The 22,035-nt window shown below is 74.2% G+C and carries 16 protein-coding genes, 1 pseudogene and 1 riboswitch; of the genes and pseudogenes, 8 read left to right on the top strand and 9 right to left on the bottom strand.

Annotation, left to right across the window (positions count from 1 at the left end; genetic code table 11):
- Window positions 1-665 (top strand): annotated as a pseudogene (locus VKZ81_RS07215) (5-methyltetrahydropteroyltriglutamate--homocysteine S-methyltransferase); the annotation flags it as partial.
- 47 nt (window positions 666-712) lie between these two features.
- Here the strand turns inward: VKZ81_RS07215 and VKZ81_RS07220 are convergent.
- Entirely contained in the window at window positions 713-1,633 is a 921-nt protein-coding gene (locus VKZ81_RS07220; RefSeq protein WP_324240653.1) for a GNAT family N-acetyltransferase, read from the bottom strand.
- A 126-nt stretch (window positions 1,634-1,759) separates the two neighbouring features.
- Here VKZ81_RS07220 and VKZ81_RS07225 point away from each other — a divergent pair, with 126 nt between their 5' ends.
- Genes VKZ81_RS07225 through VKZ81_RS07245 form a run of 5 tightly spaced genes read left to right on the top strand, consistent with a single transcriptional unit; the run spans window position 1,760 to window position 7,325 of the window.
- Window positions 1,760-3,343, top strand: coding sequence for an ABC transporter substrate-binding protein (locus tag VKZ81_RS07225; protein WP_324240654.1), 1,584 nt, complete (start codon window positions 1,760-1,762; stop codon window positions 3,341-3,343).
- Complete coding sequence (locus VKZ81_RS07230) at window positions 3,324-4,277, top strand: ABC transporter permease (RefSeq protein ID WP_324240655.1); 954 nt, start codon at window positions 3,324-3,326, stop codon at window positions 4,275-4,277. The genes VKZ81_RS07225 and VKZ81_RS07230 overlap by 20 nt, the downstream gene beginning before the upstream one ends.
- Window positions 4,274-5,152, top strand: a complete 879-nt coding sequence (locus VKZ81_RS07235) for an ABC transporter permease (protein ID WP_324240656.1) — start codon at window positions 4,274-4,276, stop codon at window positions 5,150-5,152. Before VKZ81_RS07230 ends, VKZ81_RS07235 begins: the two co-directional genes overlap by 4 nt.
- Entirely contained in the window at window positions 5,149-6,597 is a 1,449-nt protein-coding gene (locus tag VKZ81_RS07240) for an ABC transporter ATP-binding protein (protein ID WP_324240657.1), read from the top strand. The genes VKZ81_RS07235 and VKZ81_RS07240 overlap by 4 nt, the downstream gene beginning before the upstream one ends.
- Before the next feature lie 29 nt (window positions 6,598-6,626).
- On the top strand, window positions 6,627-7,325 hold the full coding sequence (locus tag VKZ81_RS07245; RefSeq protein ID WP_324240658.1) for a (2Fe-2S) ferredoxin domain-containing protein: 699 nt from the start codon (window positions 6,627-6,629) through the stop codon (window positions 7,323-7,325).
- Here VKZ81_RS07245 and VKZ81_RS07250 read toward each other — a convergent pair.
- The 3 genes from VKZ81_RS07250 to VKZ81_RS07260 all read right to left on the bottom strand — a co-directional run bounded on the left by VKZ81_RS07250 (window position 7,292) and on the right by VKZ81_RS07260 (window position 12,045).
- Complete coding sequence (locus VKZ81_RS07250; protein ID WP_324240659.1) at window positions 7,292-8,377, bottom strand: ribonucleotide-diphosphate reductase subunit beta; 1,086 nt, start codon at window positions 8,375-8,377, stop codon at window positions 7,292-7,294. The genes VKZ81_RS07245 and VKZ81_RS07250 overlap by 34 nt on opposite strands.
- Window positions 8,368-10,878 carry a ribonucleoside-diphosphate reductase subunit alpha gene (locus tag VKZ81_RS07255; protein ID WP_324240660.1) on the bottom strand — a complete coding sequence of 837 codons (2,511 nt, stop codon included), beginning with the start codon at window positions 10,876-10,878 and terminating at the stop codon, window positions 8,368-8,370. The genes VKZ81_RS07250 and VKZ81_RS07255 overlap by 10 nt, the downstream gene beginning before the upstream one ends.
- Before the next feature lie 123 nt (window positions 10,879-11,001).
- A riboswitch (cobalamin riboswitch) is annotated at window positions 11,002-11,217 on the bottom strand.
- A gap of 72 nt (window positions 11,218-11,289) precedes the next feature.
- Window positions 11,290-12,045 carry a class I SAM-dependent methyltransferase gene (locus VKZ81_RS07260; RefSeq protein WP_324240661.1) on the bottom strand — a complete coding sequence of 252 codons (756 nt, stop codon included), beginning with the start codon at window positions 12,043-12,045 and terminating at the stop codon, window positions 11,290-11,292.
- A 165-nt stretch (window positions 12,046-12,210) separates the two neighbouring features.
- On the opposite strand from VKZ81_RS07260, the gene VKZ81_RS07265 reads away from it, so the two are divergent.
- Window positions 12,211-12,921, top strand: coding sequence for a hypothetical protein (locus VKZ81_RS07265; protein WP_324240662.1), 711 nt, complete (start codon window positions 12,211-12,213; stop codon window positions 12,919-12,921).
- Window positions 12,922-12,982: 61 nt separating this feature from the next.
- Here VKZ81_RS07265 and VKZ81_RS07270 read toward each other — a convergent pair whose 3' ends face one another.
- The 5 genes from VKZ81_RS07270 to VKZ81_RS07290 form a co-directional block, all read right to left on the bottom strand.
- Window positions 12,983-15,709, bottom strand: coding sequence for an ATP-binding protein (locus VKZ81_RS07270; protein ID WP_324240663.1), 2,727 nt, complete (start codon window positions 15,707-15,709; stop codon window positions 12,983-12,985).
- A 44-nt stretch (window positions 15,710-15,753) separates the two neighbouring features.
- Window positions 15,754-17,262 (bottom strand): aldehyde dehydrogenase family protein, encoded by a 1,509-nt coding sequence (locus tag VKZ81_RS07275; RefSeq protein ID WP_324240664.1) that lies wholly within the window; start codon window positions 17,260-17,262, stop codon window positions 15,754-15,756.
- Window positions 17,263-17,277: 15 nt separating this feature from the next.
- Window positions 17,278-18,540 (bottom strand): multidrug effflux MFS transporter, encoded by a 1,263-nt coding sequence (locus VKZ81_RS07280; RefSeq protein WP_324240665.1) that lies wholly within the window; start codon window positions 18,538-18,540, stop codon window positions 17,278-17,280.
- A 97-nt stretch (window positions 18,541-18,637) separates the two neighbouring features.
- The gene (locus VKZ81_RS07285; protein ID WP_324240666.1) at window positions 18,638-19,663 is read right to left on the bottom strand and encodes an aldo/keto reductase; all 1,026 of its coding nucleotides are present in this window, start codon (window positions 19,661-19,663) and stop codon (window positions 18,638-18,640) included.
- Between the two features lie 218 nt (window positions 19,664-19,881).
- Entirely contained in the window at window positions 19,882-20,547 is a 666-nt protein-coding gene (locus tag VKZ81_RS07290; protein ID WP_324240667.1) for a GntR family transcriptional regulator, read from the bottom strand.
- A gap of 82 nt (window positions 20,548-20,629) precedes the next feature.
- Between VKZ81_RS07290 and VKZ81_RS07295 the strand changes: the two genes are divergently transcribed.
- Window positions 20,630-22,006, top strand: coding sequence for an FAD-dependent oxidoreductase (locus VKZ81_RS07295; protein ID WP_324240668.1), 1,377 nt, complete (start codon window positions 20,630-20,632; stop codon window positions 22,004-22,006).
- Window positions 22,007-22,035 lie beyond the last annotated feature (29 nt).

Below are 22,035 nucleotides of genomic sequence, written 5' to 3' on the forward strand. Positions count from 1 at the left end.
TCACCGTCGGCTGGTCGACGTTCGCCCAGTCGCTCACCGAGCGCCCGGTGAAGGCCGTGCTGACCGGGCCGGTGACGATGCTGGCCCGGTCGTTCGTGCGCACCGATCAGCCGCTCGGTGACACCGCGCGCCAGGTCGGGCTGGCGCTGCGTGACGAAGTACGCGATCTCGAGGCCGCGGGCATGCGGATCGTGCAGGTCGACGAGCCCGCGCTACGCGAGCTGCTGCCCTTGCGCGTGGCGGAGCGGCCGGCGTACCTGGCCTGGGCCGTGGACGCCTTCCGCCTGGTCACCGGTGGTGTCGCAGACACCACGCAGATCCACACCCACCTGTGCTACTCGGAGTTCGGCGACGTCGTCGACGCGATCGACGCATTGGACGCCGACGTCACGACGGTGGAGGCCGCTCGGTCGAAGATGGAGGTGCTCGTCGAGCTGGGCCCGGGTGTGCCCCGCGGGCTCGGGCCGGGCGTGTACGACGTGCACTCCCCGCAGGTGCCCGACGTCACCGAGATCCGCGTGCTGATCCTCGCCGCACAGAAGTGGGTCGAGCCGTCCCGGCTGTGGGTCAACCCCGACTGCGGGCTCAAGACCCGCGGCGAGGCCGAGACCGTGGCCGCGCTGCGCAACCTGGTGGCGGCGGCTCGGGCGGCACGGGGCACCTGATCGGCCGCGGCGGCGCCCACCACCGTGTGCTGGGCGCCGCCCTGCGGTCAGTCGAGATGCGCTGCCCAGTACCGCCACAGCGGCCGGAACCCCAGTCGGGTCCAGAACGCGCTCGCGAGCGGGTTCGCCGGTACGAAGGCCGCCGAGTAGCGCTGGACGCCGAGGCCGGCGAGGTGCGATGCCGCGGCCCGCACGATCGCGCGCCCGACGCCGGCGCCGCGGGCATCCGCGCGGACGCCGACGGAGAGGAAGTGCCCGGTCCGCCCCGGCGGGGCGGGTCGGACCAACCCGTCGTCCGGGGTGTCGATGACACGGCAGAGCGCATACCCGACGACGTCACCCGCGCGTTCGGCGACGAACACCGGGCGGTCGCGGGCGGGTCTGCGGACCGCGGCCTCGACGTGAGGCCGGACGACGGGGAGATCCCGAGTGAACGGGGTGAGCGGCAGGTGGAAGCGCACCTCCTCGACCGCGAGCTCAGCGACCCGCTCGGCGTCGGGTGGGCGGGCCGGTCGGGCGAGCACGTCCGTCGCCGGACAGGAGGGGAGCTCCCCGAGGGGGCGGGTGCACCAGAGCGCGTCCACCTGGAGGCCCGCCCGCTCCCAGTTCGGGTGCATGGCGGTGTCGGCCTCGGGCCAGCGTAGGAACAGCTGGGTGCGAACCCCGTCGATCGGCGCCGTCCGGGAGCGGATCTCGGTGACCAGCCCGACAGCGGCCTCGGCGGCGGTGGGTTCATGCGGGTCCGGCAGCGCGACCAGGTGCAGCGTGGCCGTGCGGTCGCCCAGGACGACCCGCTCGAACGCGTCCGGTGGCCACGTGACGAGCTCGACGACGGCGGCGGCGCCGTCGACGGAGATGAGCGAGCCCGGCGGGTCGGCCGCCTCGGCGCGGGAGGCTGGGAGCCGCGGCTGATCGGTGAGGCGACGGACCCGTGCTGCCTGTCGGGCGAGCAGTTCGTCAAGGATCACAAATCCCATGTATAGCTGTTCAATCGTTCAAGTGTTAGGTTCGCGTCGCCCAGACGATCAAGGGCGCCGATCCCGGCCTGCCCGGCTTTCGCACGCTCGGTCGACGACAGCACTGGAGGCGAGACCGTGGTCCGTCGGTATCTGTTCGCGGCCCGTGCGGTGGTGGCGGCCGTACTGGCTGCGGTGCTGGCCGCCTGCGCCACCACCGGAGGCCCGGCGCCGGCCGAGGACGGCCCGGCGACCCTGACCATCGCGACCGGCTTCGCCATCGCCGATCTCGACCCGCTCACCAACGGCTTCTGGGGCCCGGAGTTCGGCTACGTCGAGCTGCTCATGCGGCCAGAACGGAATGGCGAACCGTCACCGTGGGTGCTGGCCGGGCTGACCAACACCGACCCGCTGACCTGGACGTTGACACTGCGCGATGGCGTGACGTTCCAGAACGGCACGCGGCTGGACGGGAACGCGCTCGCTGCGCTGCTGAATTTCCAGCTCGCCGAGAACCCGGACCTCGCTGCGGCGCTGCCCGGCGCGGTGGCCACGGCGTCCGGCCCCCTCGAAGTCACGCTGCGCACGACCCGGCCCGCTCCGAACGTCCCTGCGCTGCTCGCCGACGAGTCGATGGTCCCCGTGTACGACGTCGCCGCCTACCAGGCCCACCTCGCCTCTGGCGCTCCCGCGTCGGATCTGGTCGGCGCTGGGCTGTACACCGGCCCGTACGTCGTGGACTCCCTGACCGCGGAGTCCATGCAGCTGTCACCCCGCGCCGACCACTGGGGCGGCCCACCCGCCCTGCGGGACCTGACCATCCGGTTCGTCCCCGAGGCGTCCGCCCGCATCCAAGCGGTGCAGGCGGGCGAGGCCGACATCGCCCTCTACCCGCCGACGGCCTCCGCGCCGACCCTGCAGGGGCGGGCCGACTCGTTCTTCGTCACCGGCGAGCCGACCGGGCCCACGTTCGTGCTGGAGTTCAACCAGCGCGAGGCACCGTTCGACGATCCCCGCGTGCGCAAGGCCGTCTACGCCGGCATCGACTACACCGAGCTCGCCGACGATGTGATGAACGGGCTCTACCGCCCGGCCACGGGACCGTACGTCGAGACGTTGCCGTGGGCGGAACGGACCCAGGTCACCGACGTCGCGGCGGCGGAGGAACTGCTCGACCGGGCCGGCTGGGTCCGCTCCGGCGACGGCCCGCGCAGCCGCAACGGCACCGAGCTGCGGTTCTCGCTGCTGACATACCCCCAGCAACCCGACTCCGATGCGCTCGCGTTGGCCGTGCAGGCCCAGCTCGCCCGGATCGGCGTGGGCGTCGACATCCGGCAGGTGCCCGACATCCAGTCCGCCGTCGCACAGCAGACCGGCTGGCAGGCCTCCGTGCGCGGCAGCGGGTTCATCTCCTTCGGCGGCGACTACATCACGCCGCTGGTCAACTCGCTGCGCAGCGGGGGACCGAACAACTACACCGGGGTCGCCGACCCCGTGCTCGACGCGCTCATCGACCAGGTCGCGGTCGAGCTCGACCCGGGCGTCCGCGACGACCTGCTGCGCCGCATCCAGCGGGTGATCGCGGACAACGGCTACCTCGGTTACCTGGGTGTCCGATTGCCTGCGGTCGTGACCGGTCCCCGGTGGCGCGGCTACGAGGTGCCGATCTCCAACCTCTGGGTGACCGCGACCACGGCGCCGGATGCGACGCCGAACGGCTGACGTGCGGGCGGTCCTGCACAGGCTCGGTCAGGCCGCCGTGACGCTCGCTGCCGCCGGGATGATCGTGTTCGGGATGCTCGCCGTGACCCCGGGCGACCCGGCACGGCGGGTGCTGGAGGCGCGCGGGGTGACCGAGCCGAGCCCGGCCGCCGTGGCGGCCGTTCGCGCCGAACTGCGGCTCGACGACCCCGTCGTGGTCCGGTTCGGGCGCTGGGCCGCGGACGCGGCCCGCGGGGATCTCGGCGTGTCATGGCGGACCGGGCGCCCGGTGGCCGACGAGTTCGCCACCCGGCTGCCGGCCACGCTGCGCCTCGCCGCCGCGGCACTCGTCCTCGCGGTGGGGATGGCGCTCCTGCTCGGCACGGCCGCCGCGGCGGCGCCCGGCCGGTGGCCGGACGTCCTCGCGCGGGGAATCGCGCTCGCCATGCTCGTGGTGCCGAGCTTCGTGCTCGGCGTGGTGCTGCTCGACGTGGTCGTGGTACGGGCCGGGCTCGGCCGCGTGATCGCCGACGGGACGTGGAGCACCGTGTTCCTGCCCGCCCTGACCCTCGCCCTGTCCTCGGCCGCGACGTGGTCCCGGGTGCTGCGCACCAGCCTGCTCGAGGCGGGCTCGTCGACCCACCTGCTGGTCAGCACCGCGCGCGGTGCGAGCCGGCGCCGCGTGCTCGTCGTGCACCAGCTGCCCAACGCGGCGCCCCCGTTCCTCACCCTGGTCGGGTTGGGCACCGCGGCGCTGATCGGTGGGGCGCCGATCGTCGAGAGCGTGTTCACCTGGCCCGGGGTGGGCCGCTACACCGTCGAGGCGATCAACGCCCGGGACATGCCGGTCGTGGTCGGGTTCACCCTCATCGCGGTCGTGGCCTACGTCGCTGCAAGCCTCGTCGTCGACCTCGTGTGCGCCGCGATCGATCCCCGCTTGCGGAGCGGGCGGTGAGCGCCGGCATCCTCACCCGCGCCGGCGCGCCGGTGCCGCGCTCCCTCCCCGCGGGGACCACACGCGAGCTGTTGCGGCGCCCCGCGGCCCGCGTGGGGCTCGCCCTCGCCCTGTTGCTGGCCGTGTCAGCCCTGCTCGGGCCGCTGCTGCTGCCCGACCCGAACGTGCCCGACTACACCGACCAGCTCGCGCCGCCGAGCGTCGCGCACCCGCTGGGCACCGACCAGCAGGGACGCGACCTGCTGGCTCGCACCCTCGCCGGGGCTCGGACGTCGCTCGGCGCGGCGCTGCTCGTCATGGGGATCGCCGGCCTGGTCGGGTTGGGCGTCGGAACGGTCGCGGGATCGGTCGGTGGCATCGTGGACACCGTCCTGACCCGGCTGACCGACGCCTTGCTCGGCCTGCCGTCGCTGGTGCTGACCCTGGCCGTGGTCGGGATGCTCGGGCCGGGGTTCTGGAACCTCGTGCTGGCGATGTCCGTGACGAGCTGGGCGGGCATCGCCCGGCTGGCGCGCAGCGTCGCTCGGGGCGCGGAGCGCCGGCCCGACGTGGTTGCCGCCCGGATGGCCGGCGTCGGGCGGTTGCGGGCCGTCCTCTGCCATGTCGTGCCCGGCGCGGCCAACCAGGTCGTGGTGGCGACGACGCTGGGGCTCGGGGAGGCGGTGCTGGCGCTCGGCGGGCTCTCCTTCCTCGGCCTCGGGGCGCAGCCGCCGACCGCGGAGTGGGGCACCATGCTCGCCGCTGGGCGGGAGACCTTCGCCTACGCGCCGTGGCAGCTGCTCGGGCCCGGGCTCGGCCTCGTCTGCTCGGTGGCCGCGGCGGCGCTGGTCAGCGATGCGATGCGGGACGTCACCGACCCCGGGCGGCGGACGTGACGCCGCTGGTGGTCGACGAGCTCACCGTCACCTACCCGAACGGGCACCGCGCCCTCCACCGCGTGTGCCTACGGGTCGGCGAGGGGGAGCGGTGGGCCGTCGTCGGGCGGTCCGGCAGCGGCAAGACGACGCTCGTGCGGGCCATCCTCGGACTGCTCCCCGCGGGCAGCACCACGTCGGGTTCGGTCCGGGTCGACGGCCGCGAGGTGCTGGGGGCGCCGGAGGCCGAGTTGCGCGCGCTGCGTGGCCAGGTCGTCGGTTACGTCCCCCAGAACCCCTTCGCGGCCTGCGACCCCTTGCGGACCGTTGCCCACCACGTGCGGGAGGCGTGGACCAGCCACGGCCGCACCCCGCCGGACGGGGCCGTCGCCACCGCGCTCGGGAGGGTCGGCATCGAGGATGCGGGCCGACGGGCCGCGCAGTACCCGCACCAGTGGTCGGGCGGAATGCTGCAGCGCGCCACGCTGGTCGCGGGCACCGCGCACACCCCCGCGGTCACCATCGCCGACGAGCCGACGAGCGCGCTGGACGCCGAGCTCGCCGAGGAAGTGCTCGCCCTGGTGCGGCGCACGTGCGGGGCGCTGCTGCTGATCAGCCATGACCTGGCCCTCGTCGGGCGGCACACCGACGCCGTGGCGATCCTCGCCGCCGGGCAGGTGGTGGAGTCCGGGCCGACCACGAGCCTGTTGCGCACCCCGACGACCGCGGAGGCCGCCGCGCTCGTCGCGGCCTCGGCGCCCGCCCCGCGGCGGACCGCAGCGCCGCGGGGCGGGCGGACCGTGGCCGAGGTCCGCGACGTCGCGAAGCGCTACGGCGCCGTCCGCGCCGTCGACCGCGTCTCGCTCCGCATCGCCGCCGGCGAGGCGGTCGGGATCGTCGGGCGCTCCGGATCCGGGAAGTCGACGCTCGCCCGGTTGGTCGGCGGGATCGAACGACCCGATGGCGGCAGCGTGCACCTCGACGGCCGGGACGCGTGGAACGGGCGGCGCAGGCTGCGCCCCGGCTTCGTCATGCCGGTCTTCCAGGACCCGGTGGCGAGCCTCGACCGCAGGTGGGCGCTGTGGCGCACGCTGACCGAACCGCTGATCCCCCGCGGCGAGCGACCGTCGCGGGCCGAGCGTCGGAAACGCGCGGCGCGGGCGCTGGCCCGGGTCGGGCTCGACGACGTCGACGTCGACCGCCTCCCGGGCAGCTTGTCCGTCGGGCAGGCGCAACGGGTCGCGATCGCCCGTGCGCTCGTCGCCGAACCCGCACTGCTGATCGCGGACGAACCCACGGCCAGCCTCGACGTCGCGGCCGCCGCGGCGATCACCGACCTGTTGCGCGGTCTCGTCGACTCCGGCACCGCGTTGCTGGTCGTCAGCCACGACCGGGTCCGGCTGGAGAGCTTCGCCGACCGCGTCCTGACCATGCGGGCGGGGCGCCTGATCGAGGGAGACCGATGATCCGATCGCATGATCGAGCACTCGTTCTGGTGGCGCGGCCGACGCCGGCCGGGTTGGACGAGCGCTCCCTGCGGGCGTTCGTCGCCGCGGTCGCCGAGCGGACGACCGGCCCGGTCCGGGCCGCCTACCTCGATCACGGCGAGCCGTCGATCCACAGCGCGCTCGACGAGGTCGCCGCCGCCGGCGTCGACGACGTGCTGCTGGTCCCGCTCGCGGTCCCCGCCGACCGGTACCTGGTCACCTGGATGGCCAAGGCGGTCGCGAACTGGCGCGCGACGCGGTCGCACCGGGTCGAGATCCGGATCTCCGACGGGCTCACCACGCTGCCCGCGGTCGCGGACGCGGTCGCCGCGCTGAGCACGGCGGAGGGCAGGCCCATCGCGGCGTCGCCCGCGGGCTTCCGGAGCCCCGCCTGGTCGGTCCTCGAGATCCCGGAGCGGCATCTGCTGGTGCGCCGCGGGCCGCGGTGCACCGTCTACGGCGCGGGCGCGACGTACCGCGCTCTCGCCGAGGCGACCAGGGGCACCTCGACACAGGTCACCCCGACCGGGTGCGTCGGGCCCTGCAACCTCGGGCCGCTCGTCATCGACCACCCGGACGGGGCATGGCACCAGCACGTGGACCCCGACCGCGCCGGGCGGTTGGCGAGCCAGGTGCCACAACCCCACGACCGCACCGTTGACGAGGCAACGGCTCAGTCCCAGTCCAGTCCCCCTCCGGTGCGGTAATCGATCACCCGGGTCTCGAAGAAGTTCTTCTCCTTCCGCAGGTCGACGGCCTCTGACATCCAGGGGAACGGGTTGCTCGGCTCGCCGTGCAGCGGGTCCAGCCCGATCTGCCGGGCCCGGCGGTCGGTGATGAACCGCAGGTACTGCGCGCAGGCGTCCGCGGTGAGCCCGAGCATCCCGCGGGGCATGGTGTCGCGGGCGTAGGCGATCTCCAGCTCGCAGGCCTCGCCGAGCATGTCGCGGACCTCCCGCGCGAACGCGTCTGTCCACAGGTGCGGGTTCTCCCGCGAGATCTGGTTGATGCAGTCGACACCGAAGTTCAGGTGGATCGACTCGTCGCGCAGGATGTACTGGTACTGCTCGGCGACGCCGACCATCTTGTTCCGGCGCCCGAGCGAGAGGATCTGCGCGAACCCGGTGTAGAACCACATCCCCTCGAACACCACGTAGAACGCGACGAGGTCGCGCAGGAACGCCCGGTCGGCCGCGGGCGTGCCGGTGGTGAAGTCCGGGTCGGACAGGGCCCGGGTGTAGTGGAGGGCCCACGCGTCCTTGTCGGTGATCGAGGGCACCTCGCGGTACATGTTGAACAGCTCGCCCTCGTCGAGGCCGAGACTCTCGCAGATGTACTGGAACGCGTGGGTGTGCACGGCCTCCTCGAACGCCTGCCGCAGCAGGTACTGGCGGCACTCGGGGTTGGTGAGGTGCCGGTAGACGGCGAGCACGATGTTGTTCGCGACGAGCGACTCGGCGGTGGCGAAGAACCCGAGGTTGCGCTGCACCATGAGCCGCTCGTCGGCGGTGAGGCCGTCCGGGGACCTCCACAGCGCGATGTCGGCCTGCATGCCCACCTCGGTGGGCATCCAGTGGTTGCTGCACGCCGCCAGATACTTCTCCCATGCCCAGCGGTACCTCAGCGGGAGCAGTTGGTTGACATCGGCCCGGGCGTTGATCATGCGTTTGGCGTCGGCGGCGATCCGGGTGCCGGAGCGGTCGATCTCGCCGAGTCCGGTGCCGTCGGCGGTGGAGGGCTGGGTGCTGGTCACTGGCATGCCTCGCAGTCCGGGTCGTCGATGCGGCACACGGCGGGCCCGGCCGGGGTCACCGCGTTGAGCCGGCCATCGGTGCCGCGCAGCGTGGACTTCTCCACCTGCGTGGCCGCCTGGGTCCGCAGGTAGTAGGTGGTCTTCAAGCCCTTGTGCCACGCGAGGCGGTAGAGCTCGTCGAGGGCGCGGCCGCTCGGTTCGGCGACGTAGAGGTTGAGCGACTGGGCCTGGTCGACCCACTTCTGGCGGCGCGATGTCGCCTCCACCAGCCAGCGTGGTTCGATCTCGAACGCCGTGGCGTAGCGGGCCTTCACGTCGGCCGGCACGCGGTCGATCGGGGCGAGGCTGCCGTCGAAGCGCTTCAGGTCGGCCGCCATCGCCCGGTCCCACAGCCCGCGGGCCTTGAGCTCGACCACGAGGTGGGGGTTGATCACGGTGAATTCCCCGGACATGGTGGACTTCACGAACAGGTTCCGGAACTGGGGTTCGATCGACGGCCCGACACCGCAGATCGTGGAGATCGTCGCGGTCGGCGCGATCGCCATGACGGTGCAGTTGCGCATCCCCTGGGTGCGGACCCGTTCCCGGAGGGCGTCCCAGTCGAGCGTGGTCGAGGTGTCGACGTCGAGGCGGTCGCCCTCGCGGGCGGCGGCCAGCAGGGCGATCGAGTCGATCGGCAGGATGCCGCGGCTCCACAGCGAGCCCTCGAAGCTGGCGTAGCGGCCGCGCTCGGCGGCGAGGTCGCTGGACGCGGCGATCGCGTGGTAGCTGAGGTGCTCCGTGCTGCGGTCGGCGAACTCGACGGCCTCGTCGCCGGCGTAGGCGATGCCCTGCGCGAACAGGGCGTCGGAGAAGCCCATGAGGCCCAGCCCGATCGGGCGGTGGCGCAGGTTGGACCGGCGGGCCTGCGGGATCGGGTAGAGGTTGAGGTCGATGACGTTGTCGAGCATCCGGACGGCCGTGCGCACCGTGCGCTCCAGCATCGTGGTGTCCAGCCCGTCCGGGCCGACATGCGCGGCCAGGTTGACCGAGCCGAGGTTGCAGACCGCCACCTCGCCCTCCTCACCAGCACGGGTGTTGAGCGTGATCTCCGTGCAGAGGTTCGAGGAGTGCACGACGCCGGCGTGCTGCTGCGGGGAGCGCAGGTTGCACGGGTCCTTGAACGTGATCCACGGGTGCCCGGTCTCGGACAGCATCGTCAGCATCCGCCGCCACAGGGCCACCGCGCGCACCCGGCGGAACACCCGGATCTCGCCGCGGTCGGCGGCGGCCTCGTATTCGCGGTACCGCTGCGCGAACGCGGTCCCGTAGAGCTCGTGCAGGTCGGGGGTCTCGTCGGGGGAGAACAGCGTCCACTCGGCATCGGCCTCGACGCGGCGCAGGAACTCGTCGGGCACCCAGTTGGCGGTGTTCATGTCGTGGGTGCGGCGGCGCTCGTCGCCGGTGTTCTTGCGCAGGTCGAGGAACTCCTCGACGTCGATGTGCCAGGTCTCGAGGTAGGCGCAGGCCGCTCCCTTGCGTTTGCCGCCCTGGTTCACCGCCACCGCGGTGTCGTTGGCGATCTTGAGGAACGGGACGACGCCCTGTGACCGCCCGTTGGTGCCCTTGATGTGCGCGCCGAGCCCGCGCACCGGGGTCCAGTCGTTGCCCAGCCCGCCGGAGTACTTCGCGAGCAGGGCGTTGTTGCGGTAGGTCTGGAAGATCGAGTCGAGGTCGTCGTCGACGGTGGTGAGGAAGCAGGACGACAGCTGTGGCCGGATGGTGCCCGCGTTGAACAGCGTCGGCGTGGACACCATGAAGCGGCGCGACGAGAGCAGCTCGTAGAACTCGATCGCCCGACCCTCGCGGTCGTCCTCGCGCAGCGCGAGCCCCATGGCCACCCGCAGGAAGAACGCCTGCGGCAGCTCGAACCGCACGCCGCGCTCGTGCAGGAAGTAGCGGTCGTAGAGCGTCTGCAGGCCGAAATAGGTGAAGTCGAGGTCACGTTCCGGGCGCAGCGCCGCGGTCAGCCGGTCCAGGTCGAAGTCGAGCAGGGCCGGGTCGGCCAGCTCCAGCTCGACCGCCCGCCGCAGGTAGTCGCGCACGTAGCGCGGGTACCGGGCCGCCATCTCCTCCTGGCTCACCTGTGTGCGCACGCCCGCGAGGTGCGACAACGCCTCGGTCCGCACCCGGTCCAACAGCAGCCGAGCCGCCACCGCCGAGTAGTTCGGCTCCGCCTCCACGAGCGATCGCGCGGCCAGCACGGGGGCGAGGCCGAGCTCGTCGACGGTGATGCCGTCGTAGACGGTCCGCCGGATCTCCTCCAGCACCGGTTCCGCCTCGACGTCGGCGATCCCGCCGACGGCCTCGGCCACGAGCCGCTCCACCCGCTCCCAGTCCAGCAGCCTGCGCTCGCCGTCGGCGTCGGTGACGTCCAGGGCGGGCGCGGGCCGGGCTCGGAGGCGGGCGCGGCGGAGGCCTGGCGAATCCGGGCTGGGTGCGGCGGCGGTTGCGATGGGTGGGGTCATGGCTCTCTCCTCGCGAGCTCGGACGACCGGGCCGGGGCACGAGGAGACGAGACCGGTGCGGACGGTGCACACGCCTCGTCCGCGCCGGGCCCGTCCCGCGCGGACCCCGGGCAGCGCGCACCGGACGTGCGCGCACCGATGGCAGGTCTTCGGACTCGCGGGCGTGCACCGGACATCCCGGTGCTCCTACTGGCCGTCGCTTCCCAGGTGGCCACCCAGTGCTCGTGACGGCGGTCGTTCCCGCTCACCGCTGCGGGGCAGTCCCGGACTCGCACCGGGTTCCCTCTTGCCTCCCCTCCGCCTGGCTGGCGGATGGGAACCATCAGCGGGGATAACCCTACATGTCGTGGTCTGAAAGGTCATGTACCCCAACATGTCGTGGCGTGTCGCTCGGGAAGCCGTGGCCCGCGCCTAGCGGAGCCCGACGATGATGCGGTCGTCGCCCATCTGCCACACCGTCCCGGCCTCGGCGAACCCGGCCTCGCGCAGGAAGGCCAGGTGGTCGTGCACCGTGGGCAGATCGCGGACGGTGTGGTCGAAGCCGCCCGCCCGGGCGCGGACCAGGTCGGCGAGCTCGGGGGCCTCGTCGACGGCGCGCCACCACGCCTGCCAGTCCTCCCGGCCGTCGACGCCCGCGCGGCGGGCCCTGCGGGAGGTGAGGGCGCGGGCGAGGTCGTCGAGCCGCGCGCCGTGCGGGCCCTCGTAGAGGTGGTCGCCGTTGACGAACACCCCACCCGCGCCGAGCGCGGCCCCGCAGCGGGTGATGAGCTTGCGCAGCGGTTCGCGGTCCATCCAGTGCAGGGCGGTGGTGCTGACGAACGCGTCCGGGGCTCGGGGGAGGTCCAGCGCGTCGAACCACCCGTCCTCGCGCAGGTCGGCCGCGACGATGCGGAACCGGTCGGACCCGTGCGCCGCCTCGGCGAGGCCGCGCAGCAGCGGGTCGGCGTCGACCCCGACGACGGTCGCGGCGGGCATCCGGTCGAGGATCCGGACGGCCAGCGAGCCGGGGCCGGTGCCGAGGTCGACGACCAGCGGGTCCGGGCGGTCGACGACCTCCTGCACGACGTCGACGATCACCGCGAACCGCTCCTCGCGGTCGGGGATGTAGTACTCCTGCTGCCGGTCCCAGCGGTCCAGCCAGTACAGGGCGCGCTCGCGGGTGAGCACCGGGCTTCCCCCCTCCGTCCCCGGTCCGAGCCGGGGGACTGCAGATCGACTTTCCGCACCCTATTGCAAATCTCTGGCAGCTGCAGGTCTCGGAGATCAAGCCGATCCGCGGCGGCGGGCCGCTCGAGGCGTGTCACCGCGCGGGCGCCGGACGAGGAACACGCCATGGACATCCGCATGCCCGACCGCACGGCGCCGGTCGTGTCCGCGACGTTGCTGCTCGGCGGGCAGCTCCTCGCCATCGTGATCACCCAGTTCCACCCGGGTGGGGTCGCGAACGACCATCCGGCCGTGTTCGCCGCGTACGCGGGCAGCGGGACCTGGACGGCCGTGCACCTCGGTCAGTTCGTGGCCACGTCGATCCTGATCGGGGGTCTGGTCGCGTTCTGCTTCGCCCTCGACGGGCGGGCCGCACCGCAGAGGTGGGCGGCCCGCCTCGGTGCGGGCGCGGCCGTGGTGGCGTTGGCGCTGTACGGGGTCGTGATGGCGGTGGACGGGGTCGCCCTCAAACAGGCCGTGAACGCCTGGGCGAGCGCCCCGGCCGCCGAGAAGCCCGCGCGGTTCGCCGGAGCCGAGGCGATCCGGTGGATCGAGTGGGGTGCCCGCAGCTACGAGAACCTCGCGCTGGCACTCGCCCTGCTCCTGATCGCCGTTGCGGCTGCGCGCACGGCGTGGGTCCCGCGTCCCGTCCCGTACCTGATGGGGCTCGCCGGGCTGATCCACGTGGTGCAGGGCTGGGTGGCGGGTGCTCACGGTTTCCCGCCGGCGCACGACGTCGCGATCGTCGCGGCCTGGGTCGTGAACCTGGTGTGGATGGGGTGGCTGGCGGTCGGCGCCCGTGCAGCCCACCGGACTTCAGGAAAGCCACTTTCATGAACGTGGGCTTCGTGAATGTGGCTTTCCTGAAGCTCGGCCGGGGCGGCTGCCTCGGCGGCGATCAGGACAGCTGCACGGCCCGCAGCTCGCGCCGCGACGAGATGCCGAGCTTGCGGTAGATGTTGCGCAGGTGGGTCTCGATCGTGCGCGGGCTGAGGAACAGCTGGGCGCCGATCTCCTTGGCCGTTGCGCCGGTGGCGACGAGGCGGGCGATGTGCAGTTCGTGCTCGGTGAGGGTGGCCGCGGCCCGGTCGGACCGCCTCCGCGGCTGGTCGCCCGTGGCGCGCAGCTCGCGGGCGGCGCGGGCGGTGAAGCCGTCGGCGCCGGTCGCGGTGAGCCGCTCGTGGGCGATCCGCAGCTGGTCGCGGGCGTCGCGGCGGCGCCCCTCACGGCGCAGCCACTCCCCGTAGACGAGGTGGGTGCGGGCGAGGTGGGCCGCCATTCGGGTCCGGCCGAGGTGGTCGATCGCCTCGCGGTACGCCGCCTCGGCGGCCGGCCCGGTGCCGGTCAGCGCGCGGCAGCGGGCCTCGAGGCCGAGCGCCCACCGGGTGCCGCTCGCCCTGGCCATGGGACGCAGCTGCGCCAGCGCGGCCTCGGCGCGCTGCGGCGCGCCGGAGCGTACGGCGGCCTCGACGAGTTCCGGCAGGACGAACGCGCTGTGGACCAGCTCGCCGGAGTCCCACACCCGCTGCGCGGCGTCGAGCGCGGCGGCGTAACCGCCCAGCCCGTTGTGCAGGACCGCGAGGTTGTGGTCGGCGATGGTGACCGCGGTGCCCTCGCCTCGCTCGGTCGCGTCCTCGACCGCGGCCGTGTGGAGCGTGGACGCCTCGGCGCGCCTGCCGCGCCACGCGGCGAGCAGGAGCCGGGCGTGGGGCAGCGGGGCGGCCCCGGTCGCCCGCGTCATCGCCTCCGTCTCCGCGACCAGCTCGGCGGCCCGGCCGAGATCCCCCGCGTGCGCCAGCACGGTGGCGTGGAAGGTCAGTGCGAACGGAAGGGTGGCGAGGGCGCCCGAGTCGCGGGCGAGCCGGACGTGGCGGTCGGCGAGCTGCGCGGCCGCGGCGTCGTCCCACAGCGCCATCGCGGTGTGGGAGGCGAGCCAGAGCCAGCGCAGCTCGCCCGGGCCCGGCGAGCCGAGGAACGCCTCGACCGTCCGCCGTAACCCGGGGACGCCCGCCTCGTACCCCTGGCGGAAGTGGGACACCAGGCCGTCGAGCAGGACGTCGAGGGGGCGCGGTGGGTCCGGCGGGGCGGGCGCCGCGCTCGCGGCCTCGGCGGCGTCGGCGGCCCGGCGGCCGCCCGCGACGATCGCCGCCTCGAACGCCTGCAGGTAGGCCTCGCGCGCGAGCGGCGCGTCGAGCGGGGCGAGGCGGTCCGCGGCCCGCACCAGCCGGGCCGGGGCGTCGTCGCCGCGCGTGACGTGGAACGCGACGCGGGCGCGCAGCAGATCGGCCTGGGTCGCGCGCCGGGCGTCGAGCGGACCCGCTTCGGCGCTCGCGAGCAGGTCCGACGCGGCCTCGGGGTCGCCGGCCGCGTGCAGCGCCGACGCGGCGTCGAGGGCGCGGCGGGCCCGCTCGGCCGGGTCGGGGGACAGGGCCGCCGCGCGGTCCAGGAAGGCGGCGGCCGAGGCGAGCCCGCCCCGGGTCCGGGCCCGGGCCGCCGAGCGTTCCAGCTCTGCGGCCGCCGCCTCGTCGGTGCCGAGGACGCCCTGCGCCCGGTGCCACGCCCGGCGGTCCGGGTCGGCCTGCGGGTCGGTCGCCGCGGCGAGCGCGCGGTGGACCCGGCGCCGGTCGGGTGGCGCCGCCGCCCGGTAGACCGCCGAGCGGGCCAGGGGGTGTGTGAACCGGACCTCCGCGCCGATCTCGATCAGCCCGGCCTCCTCGGCGGGCGTGGCGGCGTCGGTGCCGATGCCGAGGTCGGCGGCGGCGCGCACCAGCAACCCCGTGTCCCCGGTCGGGTCGGCGGCGGCTGCGAGCAGCAGCAGCCGGGAGGCGGCGGGCAGGCCCTCCGACCGCTGCCGGAAGCTCTCCTCGACCCGGTCCGGGACGCTCACCGCGTCGGCCAGCCCGAACCCGGCGGCGAGCGCCGCCGTGCGCGCCTGCCGGGTGCTGCGGGCCAGCTCCCGCAGGGCGAGGGGGTTGCCGCGGGCCTCGGCGAGGATGCGGTCGCGCACCTGGTCGTCCAGCGGGGCGGGGACCACCTCGGCCAGCAGCCTCCGCGCGTCGGCGTGGCCGAGCCGGCGCAGCGGCAGGTGCGGCAATCCGGCGAAGGCCTCGCCGCCGCCGTCGCCGGGCGCGCCGTCACGCCGGGCGACGATCACCGCCAACCGCTCGGCCTCGACGCGGCGTGCGACGAAGGCGAGGGTCTGCGCGGAGGCGGGGTCCAGCCACTGGGCGTCGTCGACCAGGCACAGCAGGGGCCGCTCCGCGGAGGCTTCGGCGAGCAGCCCGAGGGTGGCCAGGCCGACGAGGAACCGGTCCGGCGGCTCGCCGCCGGCCTGCCCGAGCGCCACGCCGAGCGCGGCCCGCTGCGGCGCCGGCAGGGCGGCGAGCCGATCCAGGAACGGGGCGCACACCTGGTGCAGCGCCGCGAACGCGAACGGCGTCTCGGCCTCGACGCCGGCTGCTCGCTGCACCCGGAACCCGGACGCGGCGTCGCGGGCGTGGTCCAGCAGGGCGGTCTTGCCGATGCCCGCCTCGCCGTGCACGACCAGCGCGCCGCTGCGGCCATCGCGAGCCGCGGCGAGCAGCTTCTCGACGGCGGCGCACCCGGCGCTGCGACCCAACAGCAAGACCTGATCCTCCCGCGCGGAGCGTACTTCCCACCGGTGAGGACCTAGAGGGCGACGAGGACCGCCTTGTGCCTGGTGTAGGCGTCCAGCGCCTCGGGCCCGCCCTCGCCGCCGATGCCGGACTGCTTGAAACCGGCGAAGGGCATCGCCCCGGTGGTCATCTCGTGGTGGGTGTTGACCCAGACCGTGCCGGCGTCGATCCCGTCGGCGAGCCGGTGCGCGGTGGCGAGGTCCTTCGTCCACACCGACGCGGCCAGCCCGTACTCGGTCCGGTTCGCCTGCGCGATCGCGTCGTCGAGGTCGGTGAACCCGGTCAGCACGCCGACCGGGCCGAAGATCTCCTCGCGGACGACGCGCATGTCCGGGGTGACGTCGCCGAGCAGGGTCGGGGCGACGAAGAGGCCGTGGTCGCCGTACCGGGTGCCGCCGGTGAGCACCCGGGCACCGTCCTGCGCGGCGGCGTCGAGGTGGGACAGCACGCGCTCGTAGTGGGGTCGGGCGGCGAGCGGGCCCATCATCGTCGCCGGGTCGAGGGGATCTCCGATGACGAACCCGGCCATCGCCGCGAGGAGCCGTTCGGTGAACTCCACGCGGACTCCCTCGTGCACGAACAGGCGGGTCCCCGCGGTGCAGGCCTGCCCGCTGCCGGCGAGCAGCGCCGCGGCCGCGCCGCGCGCGGCCGCCTCGAGGTCGGCGTCGGCGAACACGACCACCGGCGACTTGCCGCCGAGTTCCAGGGTGAGGCGCGTGAGGTCGGCGCTCGCGGCCTCGTGCACCCGCTTGCCGGTCGCGGTCGAGCCCGTGAACGCGATCTTGGCGACGCCCGGGTGGCGCACCAGCGCGTCGCCCGCCTCGGCCCCGGTGCCCGTCACGACGTCCACCACCCCGGGCGGCAGGTCGGTGTGCTCGTCGAGCAGCTCGGCGAACCGCAGCGTGCTGAGCGACGCCCACTCCGGCGGCTTGAGCACCGCGGTGTTCCCCGCCGCGAGCGCGGGCGCGAGCTTCAGCGCGAGCTGCGGCATCGGGCCGTTCCAGCCCCAGATGAGCCCGACGACACCCAGGGGTTCGCGTCGCGTGTAGGCGAGGCGGTCGCCCGGCGCCGGGACGGTGTGCCCGGTGAGCAAGGTCGGCCACCCGGCGAAGTGCCGGTAGGTCCGGGCGGCCGCGTCCACCATGTGGCGCGTCATCGCGATCGGCCCGCCCATCGTGACCGAGTCGATCGTCGCCAGCTCCTCGCCGTGGTCCTCGAGGACCTCGGCGATCTGGACGAGGATCCGCGCCCGGACGGCGGGGTCGGTGCCCGACCAGGCGGGGAACGCCCGCTGCGCGGCGCGCACGGCGGTGTCGACGTCGTCGGCGGCACCGCGCGGGATGGTCGCGAGCGGGGCCTCGGTGGTCGGGTCGACCTGCGGCAGCGTCCGTCCGGAGGCGGCGGGCACCGGTCGCCCCTCGACGAGCATCGGCCGGTCGCCGCCGCGGGCGAACGCGGGGATCGCGCGCCGGGCCGCGTCCGCGATCGGCGGCGTGGGTGCGGTGGTCGTGTCGACGGCCATGGTCGTTCCTCTCGATCAGTGGTGGGGGAGGTCGGTGCGCGTGCGGCGCACCACGCTCAGCAGGACGGCGTTGGCGGCGAGCAGCGCGCCGGTGATCACCAGGCCCATCGCGACCGCGCCCGCGCCGAGCAGGCCGACCAGCGGGGCGGCGAGCGCGGCGACGCCGAACTGGGCGGCGCCGAGGAGCGCCGCGGCGGTGCCCGCCGCCTCGCCGTGCCGCGACAGCGCCAGCGCGGGCGCGTTGGGGGCCGTGAGGCCGACGGCGCACAGCACGAGCCACAGCGCGACCGCGAGGCCGGGCAGCCCGCCGAGGCCGGTCGCGGCGCACAGCAGCACCAGCCCGCCTGCGGCCGCGCCGCCGGCCAGGGCACTGCTCAGGATCTGCGCGGGGGTGAACCGGCGCAGGAGGCGGACGTTGACCTGGGTGGCGCCGACCAGCCCGATCGCGCCCGCGCCGAAGGCCAGCCCGAACTGCTGCTCGGTCAGGCCGTACTGCTCCTGGAACACGAACGACGACCCGGCGATGTAGGCGAAGTTGGCCGACATCGCGAGCCCCGTGACGAGGACCAGCCCGACGAAGCGGCGGTCGCCCAGCAGACGCCCGTAGTCGGCGCCGGTGCCGCGGGCTCCGCCCGCCCGGTGGGCGGCCGCGGGCAGCGTCTCCGGCAGCAGCCGCGCGGTCACCAGGAGCATCACCAGCCCGTACAGCGCGAGGACGGCGAAGACGCCCCGCCACGACGTCACGGCGAGCACCAGCGCGCCCACCGTCGGCGCGAGGATGGGGGCGGCCCCCATCACCAGCATCAGGCGGGACAGCAGCCGCGCGGCGGCGTGCCCGACGAACAGGTCGCGCACGATCGCCATCGCGACGACCGTGGCCGCCGCGCAGCCCAGCCCCTGCAGCACGCGCAGCACGCCGAGCACGGCCGCGTTCGGGGCGACGACGCAGAGCACCGACGCCGCGACGTGCAGGCCGAGGCCGGCCAGCAGCGGAGCGCGGCGGCCGACCGCGTCCGAGACCGGGCCGACGAGGAGCTGTCCCAGCGCCAGGCCGGCCAGCGTCCCGGTGAGGGTGAGCTGCACCGCGGCGGCGGTGGTCATGAGCTCGCCGGTGATGGCCGGGAGCGCGGGCAGGTACAGGTCGACCGTGAGCGGAGCGCACGCGGAGAGGGCCCCGAGGACGAGCACCAGCCGCAGCCGCTCCCGGGGGCTCATGGCCTCGCCCGGCGACGCCTCGGCCGGCGCGGACGCGGGGTTGGTTCCCGTGTCGTTCGGCATGGGTTCGAGGCTCGTGGCAGGGGCGTCCCGGTCGCGTCCGTGGAAGACCCGTCGATCCGGCTACGTAGCCGTCGATACGGGTGTCGACGGGTAGCCGTCAGCGCCGCCGGTTGGCCGGCTCCAGCGCGGACGAGAACGACATGTTGTCCGCTTCCGGGTTGAGCGTGACCCCGGGCGGGACGATCTCGTCGATGCGGTCCAGCACCTCGGTGGACAAGCGCACGTCGGCCGCCGGGAGCTGGGACTCGAGGTGGTCCATCGTGCGCGGTCCGATGATCGCGCTGGTGACGGCGGGGTGGCGGAGCACGAACGCGATCGCCATCTCGATCAGGGAGAGACCGCTCTCGTCGGCGAGCACGGCGAGCGCCTCGGTGGCCTCGAGCTTGCGCCGGTTGGCCGGGAGTGCCGGGTCGAACCGACCGGGGAAGACGTGCGCCCGCCCGCTGTCCGGCGCCTGCATCCCCGCGCGGTAGCGGCCGGTGAGCCAGCCCATCGCCAGCGGGCTGTAGGTCAGCACGCCCATCCCGTACCGCTGGGCGGTGGGCAGGACGTCCGACTCGATCTCGCGGGTCAGGATGTTGTACGGCGGCTGCTCGGTGCGGAACCGGCCGAGGCCGCGGCGCTGTGCCACCCACTGCGCCTCGACGATCCCGGACGCGGGCACGGTCGAGGCGCCGAAGGCACGGATCTTGCCCTGGGCCCGCAGGTCGGTGAGCGCGCCGAGCGTCTCCTCGAGGTCGGTCGCGGGGTCCAGGCGGTGGATCTGGTAGAGGTTGATCCGGTCGGTGCCCAGCCGCCGCAGCGAGGCCTCGACGGACCGCGTGATCCACCGGCGGGAGGTCCCGCCGCGGCCCGGCCGGTCGTCCCACGGCAGGCCGACCTTGGTGGCGAGCACGACGTCGTCGCGCAGCCCGCCTGCCAGCGCCTTGCCGACGATCTCCTCCGACTCGCCGAACGAGTACACGTCGGCCGTGTCGATCATGTTGATGCCGGCGTCCAGCGCCCGGTGGATGATCCGGATCGATTCGTCGTGGTCGGGGTTGCCCGCGGCGCCGAACATCATCGCGCCGAGGCACAGCTCGCTGACCGAGATCCCGGTGCGGCCCAGCGGTCGGTACTCCACGGCTGCTCCTTCCATGGGAGAGTGCGGCCGCGAGGTTCGCGCCGGTGGGTGGCGGTCCGCGTCGGTAGAAGTCCCGTCGTTCTCGCTACGTAGCCCCGCACCTGCGCGGCGTGGGTGGCGCCCGGGTCCCGGGAGGTCAGGAAAGCCACATTCACGAACCTGCAGGACATGAATGTGGCTTTCCTGAAGCGAGAACCGCCGGCGGCCGTGGTGAGTGGTCAGCCGGGGACGCGGCCGGGGCCGCCGAGGGCGGCGTAGGTGAGGTCGGTCAGGTAGTCGTTCAGCGACCGCGCCGCGTCGACCGCCGCCGTCGCGTCGCCGCGGGCGACCGACCGGAGGATGCGCGCGTGTAGCTCCGCGGCGATCCGCAGGTGCTCGGCGACGTCGGGCAGGTGGGCGAACCAGAACCGGCGGGAGAGCGCCTGCAGCGGCGCCATGGCGAGCTGCAGGTACTCGTTGTGGGCCGCCTCGACGATCGCGGCGTGGGAGCGCTTGAGCAGGACGCCGAAGGCGCGCACGTCGGTGCCGGTGAACGCGTCGAGCTCGGCGGCGAGCGCGAGCATCTGCTCCTTCTGGCGGGTCTGGGCGCGGAAGGTGGCGAACCGGACGGCCATCTCCTCCAGGCCCCGGCGCAGCTCCAGCAGCCGGAAGTGGGCCTCCACCGAGACCGGGGCGACGAAGACGCCGCGGTGCGGGTGGATCTCGACCATGCGCTCCCGCGCGAGCCGCTGCAGGGCCTCGCGCACCGGGGTGCGGCCGAAGCCCGTCCGGGCCATGAGCTGCGACTCGGACACGGCCTCGCCCGGAGCGAGGTCCTGGAACGTGATCATCTCCTCGAGCAGGGCGTACACCTGGTCGGTCTTGTTGCCCGGTTGCTCCGCCACGTCGTGCCCTCCTGCCTGCGCCCGAACCATCCTTTCAGACCGCCCCTGGACCGCTCCCACATCTCCCGTGTATAACCGATATATGAGCGGTCGACAGGCGCGGTCGGAGTTCCCCGGTTGGCGGTTGGGGCCGGCGGCGGACGATGCCGCCGAGCTCCCGGTGCTGGCCGACGTCGACGTCGTCGTGGTCGGCGGCGGAGCGGCCGGGGTGGCGGCGGCGACCGTCGCCGCGGAGGGCGGCCTGTCGGTCGTGCTCATCGAGCGCTACGGCTTCTGCGGCGGCGCGGCCGTGGCCGGGATGTCCGGGACGATCTGCGGGTTGTACCTGGCCACGGAGGGCAGCGGCGGGCCGGAGCAAGTGGTCCGCGGGTTCACCGAACGCTTCCGCGCCGCGCTGGCCGACCGAGGCGGCGTCACCGGGCCGCAGCAGTACGGCCGCACCTGGACCGTGGCGCACGATCCGCTCGTCTGGCGTGAGGTGGCCGACGCCCTGCTCGAGTCCGCCGGCGTGCGGGTGCTGCTGCACACCGCGGTGTCCGGTGTGCTCCTCGAGGGGGACGAGCACCGCGGTGTGATCGTCGAGTCCAACGCCGGACGGGCGGTGGTCCGAGCGGCGCGCACGATCGACGCGTCCGGCGACGCCGCCGTCGTCGCCCGCGCCGGGCACGGCACCGTGTTCGGCGACAACGGGGTGATCCAGAACCCCACGATGTTCTTCCGCCTCGGCAACGTCGACGTGGACGCCTTCGACGCCGCGTGGGGCGAGGACACGATCTGCGCGCCGTGGGTCACCGAGGCCATCGAGCGCGCCCGGTCCGACGGCGCCGACCTGCCCCGGTCGAAGATCTGGGTCTTCCGCACGACCCGCCCCGGGGAGCTGCTGGTCAACGCCACACGGCTGGTCGGGCGGGACGGCCGGATGCTCAACGTCATCGACCCGGAGGACTTCACCGAGGCGGAGGTCCTCGGCCGGCGCCAGGTCCGCGAGTACGCGCGGTTCCTGCGCCGCGAGGTGCCCGGGTGCGCGGACGCGTTCGTGGTCGACACCGGCGTCGAGGCGGGGATCCGGCAGACCCGCAGCATCCTCGCCGCCGAGACGCTCACCAACGACGACGTCGTCTCCTGCCGCAAACGCCCCGACGGCGTCGTCCGCTCCCCGTGGCCGATCGAGCTGCACGCGGGCGACCGGCCGAAGCTGCACTGGCTGCTGGAGGACTTCTACGAGATCCCCTACCTCGCGCTGGTGCCGCGGACCGGGGAGAACGTGATCGTCGCCGGCCGGTGCCTCGGCGCCGAGCACGAGGCGCTCGCCTCGGCGCGGGTGACCGCGCAGTGCTTCGAGTACGGGCACGCCGCCGCGACGGCGACGCTCCTCTCCATCCGCAAGGGCATCCCCTACCGCGCCGTCGACGGCGCCGAGGTCCGGGCCGCCATGCGCACGGCCGGCAGCGACCTCTGAGGCGCTCGGAACTTCAGGAAAGCCACATT

This window comes from Pseudonocardia sp., assembly GCF_035305885.1.
Lineage (GTDB): Bacteria > Actinomycetota > Actinomycetes > Mycobacteriales > Pseudonocardiaceae > Pseudonocardia.

What these genes read in the sequence shown, in the direction of transcription:
- VKZ81_RS07295 (WP_324240668.1), top strand. Translation starts at nt 20,630, where the DNA reads ATGAGCGGTCGACAGGCGCGGTCGGAGTTCCCCGGTTGGCGGTTGGGG.
- VKZ81_RS07275 (WP_324240664.1), bottom strand. Translation starts at nt 17,262, where the DNA reads ATGGCCGTCGACACGACCACCGCACCCACGCCGCCGATCGCGGACGCG.
- VKZ81_RS07255 (WP_324240660.1), bottom strand. Translation starts at nt 10,878, where the DNA reads ATGACCCCACCCATCGCAACCGCCGCCGCACCCAGCCCGGATTCGCCA.
- VKZ81_RS07250 (WP_324240659.1), bottom strand. Translation starts at nt 8,377, where the DNA reads ATGCCAGTGACCAGCACCCAGCCCTCCACCGCCGACGGCACCGGACTC.
- VKZ81_RS07280 (WP_324240665.1), bottom strand. Translation starts at nt 18,540, where the DNA reads ATGCCGAACGACACGGGAACCAACCCCGCGTCCGCGCCGGCCGAGGCG.
- VKZ81_RS07265 (WP_324240662.1), top strand. Translation starts at nt 12,211, where the DNA reads ATGGACATCCGCATGCCCGACCGCACGGCGCCGGTCGTGTCCGCGACG.
- VKZ81_RS07230 (WP_324240655.1), top strand. Translation starts at nt 3,324, where the DNA reads ATGCGACGCCGAACGGCTGACGTGCGGGCGGTCCTGCACAGGCTCGGT.